Below are 15,153 nucleotides of genomic sequence, written 5' to 3' on the forward strand. Positions count from 1 at the left end.
ATTGCATTCTTTGACTGTAGTCCTTAAACTTCAACAGAATTATTTAATGTATGGCTAAAAGCATGTCTTTTCTATTTATCTCTCGCAATAATGTACACGCCCGCTATTACAAAGAACTAATTGAGAAGTTACCCTTAAATTGCAAAGTGCACACGATGGGGGTACCAAGATTCGGTGCTCTGAAATACATCAAAAATACGACTAAGTATGATTTTAGTAAAATAATCTCGGAGCAACTATTACGTAAACAAGCGCGTAATAGTTTATGGAATAACCCGCTAATAATTAAAAGTTACTCTGCTTTGATGCTGCTTGTGGAGCGGTGTCGGTTCGCTAAGTATTATGATTTATTGAAGTCAGAATCGCCACAAGCTTTAGTCATTTGGAATGGTAATAAATTACCGAATGTTACTGTTTGTATGGCTGCTAAGGCTTTAGGAGTGACCACCTATTACTATGAAAATGGGTTACTGCCCGGAACAACAAGCTTAGATCCAAAAGGTATTAATTTTGCGGCTTCTGTACCGCGAGATAATCAATTCTATTTAAACTTTGATCCGCAGGGGAAGTTGCCATTTTCTGCGCCTGATTTAATTCCTAGAGCGAACCATAAAAAGCGTTGTAAGTTTGACGCTATCGAGTTACCCAAAAAATACTTATTTGTGCCATTTCAAGTTCCACACGATACTCAAATAGCTTGTTACTCTCCTTGGCTTAAGTCAATGGAAGAGTATTACGATGCTGTTGTTTCAGCTGTAAAACAGTTAAATGATCCAGAACTTAAAGTTGTTTTTAAAGAACATCCTTCATGGCATAAGCACTATGAGCACTTGTACGATAGAAATGATGTTGCCGTTTTTGCCAACGGAAATTGTACTCGAGAACTTATTAATGGTGCTGAAGCCGTTATAACTATTAACTCGACAGTTGGCTTAGAATCTTTATTACTTGATAAAAAAGTGATTACCTTGGGGCTTGCTTGTTACAACATTGATGAGCTCGTACTACACGCAAGTGATCAAACTGCCTTGATTAAGAGCTTGGAAAAACTACAAAATGGCTGGCAGACCAACAGTATTCTGAGAGATAAGTTTTTTACCTACTTAAAGCATGTGTATTGCTTGCCTGGTGTTTGGAAAGAATGTACAACTGAGCATGTTGAAGCGGTCGAAAAACGCTTAACTCAACAAGATACATTTGCACAGCTATCGCAAAAGGAAAGCTAATGAAGAACATCGTCTCGCCAGAATGGCTTAACGAGCATTTAAACCAGGATAACTTGGTTATCTTCGATGCAGGAATGGTACGTCCTGGTTTACCGGGTGAGTATGCGCCTAAGGCTATGCTTCCTAATGCACAGCGTTTTGATTTCAAGAAGGCGCTAGCAGATAACAGTAATCCTGTACCAAGCATGATGTGCAATAGCGAGCAGTTTGAAGAGCATATGCAGCTTGCTGGTGTTAACCAAGACTCTCTAGTTGTGATTTATGAAGACCAAGGCTTATTCAGTTCTGCCCGTGCGTGGTGGATGTTTAAAGCAATGGGCTTTGATAATGTAAAAGTTTTAAGCGGTGGTTTGGCTAAGTGGCAAGCACTTGGCTTTGCAACACAAGCAAGTTATTCAGCTGCTTCTGGTCAAGGCAACTTTGTTGCCAGCCCGCGTGTTGATTACTTCATCAGTGCTGAGCAAGTACTTAACTCACTTGATGAACAAAGCACACTAACACTTGATGCTCGCCCTTATGAGCGCTTTACCGGTGAACACGCTGAGCCGCGCGAAGGCATGCGCAGTGGTCATATTCCAAATAGTCGCAGTTTATCTCTTGCAACAGTGCTAAATAACGGTGAGCTTAAATCGCTAAGCGAGTTGCAGGCATTATTTGAGCAACATATAGCGCCGCATCACACCCAGTTGCAGTTTAGCTGTGGTTCAGGTGTAACCGCTTGCGCAATTGCATTGTGTGCCGATGAATGCGGTTACGCTAACTTACGTGTTTACGATGGCTCATGGAGTGAGTGGGGCGCTCGTCACGACTTACCTATTGAAACAGGCCCACATCAATAAACTCAGCGTAATTTTGCCAGCTGCCGATACTGTTTTTATTCAGTGGCTGGCGAATTTGCTTTTTACTCGCCGTGGCTGATGCTGCATTGTTTTTATAAAAAGTAAGGCTGTTTTCCTGCCAGCTTAAATCACAAAACGCATAGAGCTTTTGAGTTTGTAGGGTCGGCTCTGCCACCAATTGCTCATAGCTTTGCAAAAAAACGTTCTCAGGATACTTGTTGGCAAAATGACTGACTAATACCGAGTAATCTTGATGGAACGAGGCAATATCTTCAAGTGTAAAACTGTAGTGATGGAACACACTTTGCGGGCTATACATCTGCCTAAAATTGGCAATGCTGCAATCTTGCCAGTCCCGCTGCATACAAACGATTTTTGCATTAGGAAAAGCCGCTAAAATAAAATCAATATAGTAAAAGTTAAATGGCTGTTTATCACAACTTCTTTGGCCACCACTTAGCAGCTGGGCTCTTTGTTGATAGCTAGTCAGTGCTGTCTTTATCGCCTCAGATTCATATGCCTTATCGAGCATTTCGCTGTCAATCACACGCGCGGATTGCGTGGCGTGTTGTATCAATTGCGCAATATCATTTAATTCCCCAATGCCTCGTAGCTTTGAACTTTGATTAAGGATTTTCTCAACTAAGGTTGTACCAGAGCGGGGCATGCCAACGACAAAAACTGGCGAGAACTCAGAGTCACTACTTTTAATTGCTTGCTGCTTGCTCTGGGTAATCAGTTTTTGACAAAAGTGGCGATGCTGTGTGGCTTGATAATTAAGTTTACCGGCTATTGCTTGCTTACTTTGTGCAAAGTATTTAAATGCATTTTTGTAGTCATTGAGGTGCTCATAATTAAGAGCAAGACTATGAAAATACACTTGTTGGTCAATAATGCTTTTTTCTCTATCCGCCAAGGCTTGTAGTTTTTGAATATGTTGCTCTGCATCTATAACAGTATTGAGTTCAGCCTGCGAATAGTGGGCTTGATAAAAACTAGCTTGCTTTGTGGTTAGTTGCTGTAACAAGCTTTTAGCTTCATCGAACAGTCCGTGAATTTTATAACACACCGCCAAATTATAGCTAATTTGTGGGTTATCTTTATTGCGTTGGTAGGCTGCTTGTTGAAAGCTAAGGGCGTCGTCATAATGCCCTAAACGGGTCGCAATATTGGCTAATGTATCAAAGTCAGCGGCACCAAAGTCAGCTGTTTGTAGAGCGCTTTCATAATGCACAGCCGCATTACTTACTTTGCCTAACAGTACGTATAACTTGGCAAGTGCTAAATGATAAATCGCAAAAGGGGCTAGGATTATCGCTTTCTCAAGCAGCTTAATCGCTTTGTTGATATCGCCAGCTGCGGTGTTGACTTCGCTGAGTAAAAAGTAACAAACGTGGTCTTCAGGATTTTGTTTTAGCCGCTGCACAAGTAAGTGATGTGCATCGGTTAGTTGTTTGTTGCTTAACAACTGTTGGATATGAGCGCGAAGCGCTTGTTGGGTATCATTTAGCATAAGCGCATAGTATACCAATTCACCATAATACTTAATTATTTTCAGGCTTATACCAATCCCAATAAAAGCCCTGCCTAAAGGAGGCAAGGCTTTTATGGGTATATTTAATTACAGCTCAAAGTTATAGCTAAACTTCATACCGATAGTACGAGGCGCGGTGGTGTAGTGACCATAAACACGCTGTAGCTCAGGTAGCTCTTTGTTAAGCTCAGCATATTGCGACATACCTGCCCAAGACTTATCACGACGTACAGAAGTGAATGCATATTTATCGAATAAGTTGTCTACGTAAAGCGTTGCAGACCACATATCGCCAGTAATTTTGGCAGATAAGTTACTTAGTGCATAACCTGGTAATACTTCGCCGTCTGCTTTTAAGCCTACTTTGGTGATTACATCACTTTGCGCTGTGATACCGTAGTTTACGCTTAATAACTTATCACCTAAGACATCTTGCTCGTAACGAAGACCAAACGAGAATTGATGCTCAGGAGCACCTGGTAAACGGTCGCCTTTAGCACCATCATAGTAGCTTTGGTACTGCGCTAAGTCATCGCCTAACACGCCAAATAAGTACGGCGCATCTTCGGTCAATTCAGCCTTTGCATACGCGTATGTCGCATATGCAGCCCAGTTGTCACCAATCATTGCACGAGTAGAAAGCTCAACACCTTTTGAATTAGCTGAGCCTGCGTTCGAGGTAATTAGCTCTTGGCCATTTACAGTGCTGCTACCTACTTGCGCATCTTTCCAATCAACATTAAATAGCGCTGCATTGAAGTGTAGTCGGTTACGTAACCATGATGACTTAAAGCCTAGCTCGTAGTTGACCGTTGTATCTGGTTTGTAATCTTCTTCGTTTGGCAGGGCACAAACTATTTGTTGCTCAGGTAATACATCAGGGCAAGGAGCAATACCGTTACCACCACCAATACGGAAGCCTTCACTTACAGTAAAGTAAGCAAGAATACCGTTATCAAATGTGTAATTAGCATTAAACTTAAATAAGTTACCGCTATCGCTGGCAGTAACCGTTTCCATATCTAGATTAGCAAGTGAATCAAAATCCCCTGAGTAAAGCGGTGTAGCAGAACCTGATGTTGTAGAAACATCGTATTCGTAAAAACGTGCACCTAGAGTTACATCAAGCTGATCTGAAATGCTGTAGCCGATTTCACCAAAAAGTGCTTTTTCAGTGGTTTCGCTATCTGAAATTAGAATGTACTCAAGGTCTTGTTCAACATTAGGGATACCGCCACCCCAATATTCAGTCAGACCTGGCGTGTATTCACGGTCATCTGAGTGACTTTCTAATTTGTTATAGAAGCCACCTACGATCCAGTTAAAAGCGCTACTACTATTTGAAACTAAACGAAGTTCTTGCGTGAAGGTATCGCGCTCAGAGGTGTCGTGTGTGTAGCCAACGAATGAAGGGAAGTCGGCATAACCTGACCAAATATCGTAAAGTAGATCGGTTTGGTCGCGCTGACCTGATTGCTCATAGCTAGACCAACCTGATGCAGATACCAGCTCAGCAAAACCAAGATCCGCTTTAATCTCTAAGCTTAATAAATCGTTTTCTTCTTCGCCTGGCTCAAGTACACGGGCAACGTTTTCGTACTTTCCTGGGATACCTTGTAGCGCACTGCTATCAGCAAGTGAGCCGTATTGCGATGTTGAGTTACCGCCATTTTCTTGTTTTTGATAGAAGTAGTTAAGCGTTGCATCTACATCTTCGGTTGCAAGCCAACGCAGTGATAAACGTGCTGTGGTGATTTGCTCATCGTTAACATCGCTTACGCTTTTTAAGTTGGCATTTACATCGCTGCTGTCAGAAAAGTCAGGATTCGGATTTGATACACCTGGCTCTTGAACCACGTGCGTGTAGTCAATGTAACCCGGGTTATCGTAATAATTTAAGCTAGCGCGAAGAGCTAGTTTTTCTTCAATTAGCGGAGTGTTGAATACCACGCCAAACTCACCGCCTGTGCCGTCACTTTCGTTAATGCTAAATACATCACCTGTTACCTGACCTTCTGTTAAATCTAGATCGGGTTGCTTAAGCAAATAACGGATCGCACCGCCTAAAGTCCCTGCGCCATACAGTGTACCTTGTGGGCCAATTAGCACTTCAACACGGTCAACATCAGTTAAACGTAAGTCGATGCTAAGTGGAATTTCACCAACATAAGTGGCTACTGTGCCACTATCAGAAATACGGTCAGAGGTATTTGTGTTTAAACCACGAACGATAATCGGAGAGCCTTCACGACCACCTTGATCAGAAATTGTTAAGCCAGGTACCCAACGCGCGACATCTTCAAGATCACCAATGTTTTGATCGCTAATTACATCGCCGTTTAGCGCTGTAATGTTAAGTGGCGCATCTTGCACTGAACCTGCACGTCGTGTTGCAGTGATTTGAATAGTTTCAATTGATTTATCAACTTCGATAGCATCTTCAGCTGCAAACGCCATATTGCTATTGAATAAAACCGCAGAAATTGCACTTGCAAGTAGAGCAGGCTTAAAGGTGTTCATGATTGATTCCGATTTAGTTACAGTAAATTTATGCTTAAAAAATAGACGTTATTAATAGTTTAAGCTTAAAAATGATTAATTTAGTGAATTTATATCCAATTATAATGTATTTTTATTCTTTTCGTCCATGCAATATTTGCAATTAAATGCAAACTAATTGAATAAATACTCTACCTGAGGGTTAGTTATCGGAATAAGGACAGTGAGTGCAGCCATTACTGCAGCAATGGCCGCGTTTTAAAAAGAACCAGCGGCTAAATACCATGTAATTGTTTTGCATGGTGTAATCAAGATTTTCTATTAAATTTCCTTGAGAAAAATAAGGCTTAGCAAAGGCTAGTTGCTGTTCTAAAGGTTGTTGATAAAGTTTAGATAAAAATGAATTTATCTTTTTTATAGTACAGTCTCGGCATAAACACTCTGTTGCTGCCTCATCGAGTGGTAAAATGTTGGGCAGCTCGTTACACCAGCAGGCATTAATATTATCAGCTTGGCAGTGAAGGGTTGCTTTGCATTGTGAGCAAGTAAGGGTTGTCATTTAGTAAAAAGATGCTTTGAGATTGAAAAGGTAAGCATAGCAAATGGATAAATTAGACGCATTAGATGAGTTTGCCCGTTTTGGTGATAATCGATTTGAGGCAATCTCAGTGATTACAAGCACTCCTGACACACAAGGTGATGTGTATATTCTTACGCAAGACGCTTTCTGTCAGGTTTTACAGCGTGTTATCGATGGCGAAATAGATATCGATGAATTAGAACTTTGGGCAAATGTAGTAGAGTCCAGACAAGATATCGACGAAAGTGCCGTTGAGGGGGCTATTTACGCTTTAAGCAATAACGAGCAAATGGGTGAGTTGAATAAAAGTATGCTAGAGAAGTTATTAACGATAATGCAATAGCATGATGGAAGGTAAGCACGAAAGCTTTAAGCAAACCTTAAAGCTTTCGCTTACGAGCCAATGGGTTAGTGAGAAACCACAATTAAACGAATTGCATCCAGTTTAACTTGCGCTTTTTCAATGTAAGTAGTGAGTTCACTACGTTGCTTATCAAAGAAGCTAAGCTCTTCATCACGAATATTCGGGTTGATCTGCTTAAGTGCTGTTAAACGAGCTTGCTCTTCACCGAGTGCAGTTTGCATTTTCTCTAGTGATTCAGCGCGTAGTGTTTCAAGCTTGGTTTGTGCCATGCCTTGTGCGCTGGTGATCATTGGGTGAATGGCGCTTTGTAGTGCACTGGCTAACTTACTTGCCGTTTGGCGACCAACCGCAGACAACTGCTGGTTGAAGGCATCAAAGGCAACATTGTCGGCCAAGTTATTGCTGCTCTTATCTAATAAGATACGAATTGGCGTAGGTGGTAAGAAGCGACCAACCTGCAACGCTTTAGGTGCCATCGCCTCAGCAATAAAGATCATTTCAACAAAGAAGGTGCCAGCAGGTAACTTTTTGTTTTTCAATAACGCCACAGAGGCAGTACCAAAGTCATCATCACAAATCATATCTAAGCTGCCTTGCACCATAGGGTGGTCCCAGCTGATGAAATGCGCGTCTTCTTGCGAAAGCGAGGTGCTACGATCAAACGTTACTGTGATGCCATCATCTTTCAAGCATGGGAAAGATGGATTTAGCATGTGCTCAGTTGGCTTTAAGATGATGGTATTTTCACCTTTATCCTCTTGGCTTACACCAAAGGTGTCGAACACATTGATCATATAACTTGGTAGCGTGAATTGATCATCTAACTCTTCGATATCAGCAACAAGACTTTCAGCTCGTCCTTGGCCACTTGAGTGCAGCTCTAATAAACGGTCACGACCACTTTCCATTTGTTTACGAAGCTTAGCATTTTGGCTGGCAACTTGTTCTAGTAGTGGGTCTAGCTCTTCTTCGTCACAGTTGTGTGCACCAATAAACTCAAGTAGTTCTTCGCCATACTCTTTATACAGCATTTGTCCTGTTGTCGATGTTGTTTCAAACGCATCTAAACCTTCGTTGTACCATCGAAGTAATACTTCTTGTGCGGTGTTTTCGAAATACGGTACGTGGATGTTTACGTCTTGCGTTTGACCAATACGGTCAAGACGACCAATGCGTTGCTCGAGTAAGTCTGGATTAAGTGGTAAATCAAACAGTACTAAGTGATGCGAGAATTGGAAGTTACGACCTTCAGAGCCAATTTCAGAACAAAGAAGAATTTGTGCGCTGTCGTACTCATCGGCAAAGTAAGCTGCTGCACGGTCACGTTCTACAATCGACATGCCTTCATGGAAAACTGAGGCTTTAATTGCTTCACGCTCACGTAAAATCTGTTCTAGGCTAAGTGCGGTTTCGGCTTTAGCGCAGATAAGCAGTACTTTTTCGTGTTTAAGGGTTTTTAATGTTTCGATTAACCAATCAACACGTGGGTCAAATGCGCCCCAACTGGCATTTTCACCCTCAAACTCTTGGAATATTTTTTCAGGGAATAAAGCGCGAAGAGCAGTTAGCTCTGCATTTTGAATACCAGCCATGTTACCCAGTACTGACATCGCCGTTTTATATTGTTTAGGCATCGCCATTGGATAAGCATGAAGTTTACGGCTTGGGTAGCCATCAATTCCGCTACGGCTATTTCTAAATAAAATACGACCTGTACCATGGCGGTCTAGCAGCATTGATAAAATTTCGTTACGTGCCGTTTTATCACCTTGCTCTGCTTTGGCTAAAAGCTCTGTGATATCAGTTTCTTTTAATAGCTCTTTTAATGTTGCTCTAGATGCATCATCAAGGCCTTTTTCACCCAGTAATTGGTTAGCAGCTTCGGCAACCTCTTTGTAGTTACTTTCTTCTTCAACAAACGCATCGTAGTCGTAGAAACGATCTGGGTCGAGTAATTGTAAGCGGGCAAAGTGACTGCGGTGACCAAGTTGATCTGGCGTCGCAGTTAATAAGATAAGGCCTGGAATGTCTTGGCTTAACTCTGCCATACGTTGGTATTCAGTGCTTGGCTTACCATTGTTGATACTTAAATGGTGCGCTTCATCAACCACTAATAAATCCCAATCAGCCAGCGTAGCTTGCTCAAACCAGCGTTTTTTCTTGCTTAAGAACTCAAGGCTAGTAAGTACTAACTGTTCTGTTTCGAATACGTTTGGTGAGTCTGCAAATGCCTCATCACAACGTTCTTCATCAAAGATTGAAAAACGTAAGTTAAAGCGGCGTAGCATTTCGACTAACCACTGATGCTGTAAGTTTTCAGGCACAACAATCAATACACGGCTAGCACGGCCACTGATGATTTGCTGGTGTAAAATCATACCTGCTTCAATGGTTTTACCTAACCCCACTTCATCAGAAAGTAATACGCGCGGCGCAAAACGTTTACCCACTTCTTGTGCGATATAAAGCTGATGCGGAATAAGGTTTGCACGTTGACCAATTAAACCTTTTAAAGGTGATTGCTGGCGCTCAAACTGGTGCTGCCAAGTTTGGTAGCGCAGCGTATAGCGGTCAAAGCGGTCTACTTGGCCTGCAAATAAACGGTCTTGTGGTTTATTGAATTTGATAAAGTGATCTAAAAAGGTTTCTTTTAACTGCGCTTTTTCACCATTATCAACGCGAGTGCCGTGATAGCATAGTAACTCGCCTTGCGCTTCAACAGACTCGACTTCTAATTCCCACTCTTCAACGCTGCGAATAATATCACCTGGATTAAATGCGACACGAGTAACAGGTGCTTCTGTTAAAGAATAAACTCTGTTTTCTCCACTGGCTGGAAATAAAATGCTGACCTGACGGCCTTCAAGGGCAACAACGGTGCCTAATCCTAAATCTGACTCAGTATCACTGATCCAACGCTGACCTAAGGAAAAATTCATGTATGTCTCGTCTATGAAGAAAAAAGGCGGCTATGTTACCTGTAACGCCATGCTACTTCAAGGCAGTAAACTCGCCGCACACAATTAAATTTAGTCAACCTTTTTAAGTCATTATAAAGGGTAAAAATTGTATGTATTTTAACCAGTTAAATAATTGTATATTTGTATGTCATAAAAAGGACTTTTGTCGTAAATAGACTAAACTGAGTATATACCTGACAAATAAATCATAGCTTCATCCGCCGCTTGTTTAGTTTATTGGGTATAGCATAAAAATCATAAAACGTAAGGAAAGTGCTATGGAAAAAGCTTCGAACCTTGATAGTAAAATGTATGTGCTCGATACCAATGTATTACTCCACGAACCCCTCGCTTATTTATCTTTCCAAGAACATGATGTCGTTATCCCGATGACAGTATTAGAAGAGCTCGACCACATTAAAGATAGGAAACATGACGTCAGCCGTGACGCCCGTGTTGCTATTCGTGGTTTAGATGAAGTGCTAAAGGACGCTTCTCCAGAGCAAATGTTGCAGGGTGTCGCGCTCCCTAGTAATAAGAAGGCTAAAACAGAATCTCGTGGTCGCTTAATTATCGTTAATGACCATTTATTTGCAGACAGTATTTCAGGGTTACCTGGCAACGAAAACGACCATCGCATTATCAATTGTGCTGTTCATTTACAGAAGCAACACAGCGATAGCAAGGTTGTGCTTGTCACTAAAGACATCAATATGCGCCTCAAAGCGAAAGGGGCAGGGCTTAAATTTGTTGAAGATTACAGAACAGACCAATTAATTGACGACATAGCGTTGCTAACTAGCGGCTATAAAAAAATTGACGGTGATTTTTGGCAACAGGTTGGAGAATGCGAAACAGAGCAGCAAGGCCGAGATACCTATCATCATGTGGCAAAAAGCACGATTAGCGATGTGTTCTGTAACGAATATATTTTAGATGAAAGCGACCACTTTGCGGCTCGAGTAACAAGCTACGATGATAAACAAATTACTTTAAAAGATATCAGTGTTGAGCGTTTGATGAGCCATACCGCGTGGGGTGTTAAACCAAAAAATGTGTATCAAGGAATGGCACTTGATGCGCTGCTTGACCCAAGCATTGAGTTGGTGATTTTAACTGGCCCCGCTGGCTGTGGTAAAACCTTGCTCGCCCTTGCCAGTGCGCTTGAAATGATTATTGAAAAAGGCATTTACGATAAAGTTATTGTCACTCGTAATACCCCAGAGATTGCTGAGTCGATTGGTTTTTTACCGGGCACCGAAGAAGAGAAAATGGCGCCGTGGTTAGCTGCTATCACCGATACGTTAGAAGTGCTGCATAAAGGAGATGAGAATCCGATTTCAAGCCGTAATTACATTATGGAAAAAGCCAACGTACAGTTTAAATCGGTAAACTTTATGCGTGGTCGTAGTATTCAAAATGCTGTTGTTATATTACAACCCCGAATTGGGGATATTTTAAAGTTTTTACCCCCTTGTTTTTATTGGCCTGTAGAAAAAGTAAAAAGAATTTCCAAAAAAATTGATTACCTTAGCTACTCTGAGCAGTCTCTCAACAATAAACCTTTACTCAAAATTTGTAATTTACAAGAAAAGTACAACACAAAGCCTAGCAACGATTCAATCTTTTGGGAGGCTGCGTAATGAAAAGCTCTATTGATAATCGAAATCCTCGTGTACTAGACACATCTGCATTAGTACATGATCCAAAATCTATTTTTAGCTACAAAGATGATATTTACATCTGTCTAACTGTCCTTGAAGAGCTTGATAACCTGAAAGAAAGAACTAATAAATCGGTAAGTGCCGATGCCCGTATGTGCATTAGAATGCTTGAAGACATTATAAATGGACATACAGCCGAGGAAATGGAAATAGGTATTCCTTTACCATCTACCGAAACAGCCCAGAGAGGAAAGCTTTTCATTGGAATTGACACTCAATTGGATCTGGCTAAGGAGTTAAAGCACGGGATAGGAAGTGATGCTGATAACAGAATAATTAATTATGCTTTATATCTTCAAAAAGAACTCAATAAAGACGTAATAATTGTTAGCCGTGACATTAATATGCGCTTGAAAGCTCGAACCGTAGGGGTCATGGCAGAAGACGTTGCCGTAGATAATCAAATATCAGATATTGATCTTTTATACACAGGGGTACAAGCCTTTAAAGGAGATCTTTTTGATCGAATTAAATCAGACAAAGACTTCAAGGTTTCAGGAGAAGTTTATACTTTCCCAATAAGTCTATTTAATGATGAAGTTCAGCCAAACATGTATTGGTACGATGAAGCTGGACACATTGGGCGAATTTCAGAAGTAACAGATACTGAGGTATTCACAAAGCTATTGCCTCGTAAACAAGAAAAAGTATGGGGCATTTTGCCTAAAAATCAGCGTCAGTCGGTAGCTTTAAGCCAATTAACAGACCCTTACTATGATTTAAATATCATCCTTGGTCCTGCTGGCTCCGGAAAAACTTTTTTGGCAGTTGCTTCGGCGCTGCATCAAGTATTGGAGTTGAAAAAGTACAAAAAAATCGTTGTGGTGCGCTCCAGAGACTTTATGGACGACGATCCGGGATTCTTACCGGGGGATTTAACTGAAAAATCAATGCCTCTTCTGGCAGGTATTACTGACGCATTAATTTCGATGCACTCGGATGATAATCATGAAGGAAATGTCTACGCTACAGTCGAGCATGTGATTGAAAAAGCCAATATAGAATTTACTAGCATGGCTTATTTTCGTGGCCGTTCAATAGACGATGCTGTTTTAATCATTGATGAAGCTCAAAACATGACTAGAGCGCAAATCAAGGGCATGTTAAGCCGTGGTGGGAAAAATTGTCGGACAATCGTATTGGGCAACCTAGCCCAGATTGACGATAAGTTTGTAACACCTGCTTCTTCTGGTGCAAGTGCGGCTGTTAATGTGTTTCGTCATTATGAAAAAGGATCAGTGCTGATTTTTGATGAAGTAGAGCGTAGTAGCTTGGCTGAATTCACTGAAAAGAATATGTAGGCATCAAACTACCATTCACATTTCCTTATAATATTGCGACAATGGCCACTGCTTTTTGCAGTGGCTTTTCAGAGAAGCCCGTTCCCACGAAAACAGGACGAAATGGATTTACTCTGAACTAAAAGATTAAATATTCACATAAAAACTGAGTGACATAGGTGCGTGGCCTAGCGTTGCCGTTTTTTGGTGTATTGATGTCTTTTAAAAAAGAAGACCTGCTAGTAAATATAAAAAGGCAGGCAAAACGATTATCTAAATTATTAACTATTCCCCTTGGACAAGCCCAAGAAGGGGCAGCTATTTGTCTATATGGCTGTGACAGTTACAGCGATTTACTAGTAAAAATAAAAGCTGAATCCTTTGACAACCCAATGATAGCACTGTCTGCACTCTCACCAAACTCGGAAATATTTTTAGTAAAAATATTAGCTAGCCACCTAGATAGCATTATTGGAAATTTTGAAAAAAAATTTCCCGGCTCCAATATAAATGAAGAGATGGTCGTATCCTTGTTTGGGCTTAGCTTTTCAGAGTTCAAACTCAAAATATCTACCTAAAGTTGTACAAATACGTAAGTTGTCATTTTGTTTTTTGGCGATATTATAATAAGAAGGCTGAACGGACAGCCTACGCCTACACATGTTTTTCGCCTTGAAAAACGTGAACAGTGAAGCGGAGCATCCGTAAAAATTTGGTTATTTGAACAATAAATAAAGCAATGTGTTGGTAGGCCATTGTTTATTAGAAAGTTGTTTGGAGAACTAAATGATCTCACTTTATCAATTAAAGAATAAACTCAATAAACAAGCAAAAGAGTTTGCTGAGTTATTAGAGTTTCCTGATCTTTACGCCCAAGGCCTGTGGGCTAGAGGTGTTTATAACTGCCCTCATTTTTCTGATACCCATAATAGCCTCACTGAAGCATTTGAACAGAAAAAACTGGATTCAATTCTAAAGCACGATTCCCTGAAATACTTAATGATCAATGAATACGATGATCAAGAAATTATTGAATCGCTTCATAAAGAAATTGAGTCAATGGCAAACCGTATTGAAAGCCTGATGCTGGTAGATATCGAAACATTAGAGTTAGTTTCAGTGATATACCAAGTATTAGGGTTGCCAGAAGATGCCAAGTTTATTGTAAACACTGGTGCTGACTTTAGGCTGGAGTGGCGACCATATTTCGATGCTTTTGATGATCCGTTGATAGTTCAATATGCAGATTTAAAAGTTCATGGTTGTTATTTCAGGCTCATAGCTTCAAAGTTTCCGGTTGAAAAGCTTTCCTTGAATGACATTAAACAATACATGTACATCAATCATGTAAACCATGATAGTGAGTTCGAAGGCTGTATTTCTGAAGGAAATACATTTTCTAAGCATGAGCACTGGCTGGTGTTGACACTTGAATTATTCCGTAGCGGCAAATTAAATAAGGCTCAGTTCAATCCAACAACCTTCAAAATCGAAGGTATGCGCTATTTGGTATATGGCTTCCCACTGATTCCTTCCTTTGTATCTGATTGGCACAAACCTGATTTATGTCTACAGGTTAAAAATCTAGATGGTGATCAAAAGTTCATTGTTCGTATCGATCAGCAAGCTCTTGTTTTCCATGCACGACGTGTCGATACCAATTTTTTTAACACCATCGATTATGAAAAATATATTTCGTTGTATCAGTCTAGCGTTCTGTCACATTTTGATGCTGACAACAATTTACTAAAAGTTAATGGAGTTAAGTACCTTAGTTTTTTCCGCCCGTTTTGCCTAGAAGGTAAGAAGGAAGCAAAAGCATGAGACCAAGAGTAAAACTAACTAACGCAACACTTATCTCAATTAAATCTGACTTAGAAGATAAGGTTGAACAGGTGCTTTACGCTACTTTTGCTGAGGATAGTAAGAACGGTAAAAAAGGTGAGGCTTTGTTTTCCACGAAAGTCATGGAAGTAAACGGTCTTGAATATAGAACTTTTGGTGCTGACTTTTATATCTTAGATGCAGAACCCCAAAAGTTTGATGTAGATGTATTTGAGTTCAATTTAATGCATGAGTGTATGTACTCTCCAAATGAGCTATTAGAGTTGCGAGAAATGCTCCCTGCTGGCTATTAGTAGGGAGTA

At 40.7% G+C, this 15,153-nt stretch carries 12 protein-coding genes; 8 read left to right on the forward strand and 4 right to left on the reverse strand.

What is annotated here, in order from left to right:
- The first annotated feature begins 62 nt into the window (after positions 1 to 62).
- A complete protein-coding gene (locus NH153_RS05960; RefSeq protein WP_063702014.1) occupies positions 63 to 1,226 on the forward strand; it encodes a capsular polysaccharide export protein, LipB/KpsS family in 1,164 nt (387 codons plus the stop codon).
- Complete coding sequence (locus NH153_RS05965; RefSeq protein ID WP_063702016.1) at positions 1,226 to 2,065, forward strand: sulfurtransferase; 840 nt, start codon at positions 1,226 to 1,228, stop codon at positions 2,063 to 2,065. The genes NH153_RS05960 and NH153_RS05965 overlap by 1 nt, the downstream gene beginning before the upstream one ends.
- On the opposite strand, the gene NH153_RS05970 is transcribed toward NH153_RS05965, so the two are convergent.
- The 3 genes from NH153_RS05970 to NH153_RS21555 form a co-directional block, all read right to left on the reverse strand.
- The gene (locus NH153_RS05970; RefSeq protein WP_063702018.1) at positions 2,040 to 3,578 is read right to left on the reverse strand and encodes a tetratricopeptide repeat-containing sulfotransferase family protein; all 1,539 of its coding nucleotides are present in this window, start codon (positions 3,576 to 3,578) and stop codon (positions 2,040 to 2,042) included. The two genes, NH153_RS05965 and NH153_RS05970, sit on opposite strands and share 26 nt — an antisense overlap.
- A 108-nt stretch (positions 3,579 to 3,686) precedes the next feature.
- On the reverse strand, positions 3,687 to 6,119 hold the full coding sequence (locus tag NH153_RS05975) for a TonB-dependent receptor (protein WP_063702021.1): 2,433 nt from the start codon (positions 6,117 to 6,119) through the stop codon (positions 3,687 to 3,689).
- 181 nt (positions 6,120 to 6,300) lie between these two features.
- A complete protein-coding gene (locus NH153_RS21555) occupies positions 6,301 to 6,657 on the reverse strand; it encodes a DUF5522 domain-containing protein (protein WP_082874001.1) in 357 nt (118 codons plus the stop codon).
- A gap of 43 nt (positions 6,658 to 6,700) precedes the next feature.
- Between NH153_RS21555 and NH153_RS05980 the strand changes: the two genes are divergently transcribed.
- Positions 6,701 to 7,021 carry a hypothetical protein gene (locus NH153_RS05980; RefSeq protein WP_063702023.1) on the forward strand — a complete coding sequence of 107 codons (321 nt, stop codon included), beginning with the start codon at positions 6,701 to 6,703 and terminating at the stop codon, positions 7,019 to 7,021.
- Positions 7,022 to 7,086: 65 nt separating this feature from the next.
- Here the strand turns inward: NH153_RS05980 and rapA are convergent, their stop codons facing one another.
- Positions 7,087 to 9,981 carry an RNA polymerase-associated protein RapA gene (rapA, locus tag NH153_RS05985; protein WP_063702025.1) on the reverse strand — a complete coding sequence of 965 codons (2,895 nt, stop codon included), beginning with the start codon at positions 9,979 to 9,981 and terminating at the stop codon, positions 7,087 to 7,089.
- Between the two features lie 299 nt (positions 9,982 to 10,280).
- Between rapA and NH153_RS05990 the strand changes: the two genes are divergently transcribed.
- From NH153_RS05990 to NH153_RS06010, 5 genes are all read left to right on the forward strand, one after another.
- On the forward strand, positions 10,281 to 11,645 hold the full coding sequence (locus NH153_RS05990) for a PhoH family protein (protein ID WP_063702027.1): 1,365 nt from the start codon (positions 10,281 to 10,283) through the stop codon (positions 11,643 to 11,645).
- A complete protein-coding gene (locus NH153_RS05995; RefSeq protein WP_062566157.1) occupies positions 11,645 to 13,027 on the forward strand; it encodes a PhoH family protein in 1,383 nt (460 codons plus the stop codon). The genes NH153_RS05990 and NH153_RS05995 overlap by 1 nt, the downstream gene beginning before the upstream one ends.
- Positions 13,028 to 13,221: 194 nt before the next feature.
- Positions 13,222 to 13,584: a hypothetical protein gene (locus NH153_RS06000; protein WP_062566156.1), complete on the forward strand. Its 363-nt coding sequence runs from the start codon at positions 13,222 to 13,224 to the stop codon at positions 13,582 to 13,584.
- Positions 13,585 to 13,792: 208 nt separating this feature from the next.
- A complete protein-coding gene (locus NH153_RS06005; protein ID WP_063702030.1) occupies positions 13,793 to 14,830 on the forward strand; it encodes a hypothetical protein in 1,038 nt (345 codons plus the stop codon).
- Positions 14,827 to 15,144, forward strand: coding sequence for a hypothetical protein (locus tag NH153_RS06010; protein ID WP_045979610.1), 318 nt, complete (start codon positions 14,827 to 14,829; stop codon positions 15,142 to 15,144). The genes NH153_RS06005 and NH153_RS06010 overlap by 4 nt, the downstream gene beginning before the upstream one ends.
- Positions 15,145 to 15,153: the final 9 nt, after the last annotated feature.

Source organism: Pseudoalteromonas gelatinilytica (genome assembly GCF_001641615.1).
Lineage (GTDB): Bacteria > Pseudomonadota > Gammaproteobacteria > Enterobacterales > Alteromonadaceae > Pseudoalteromonas > Pseudoalteromonas gelatinilytica.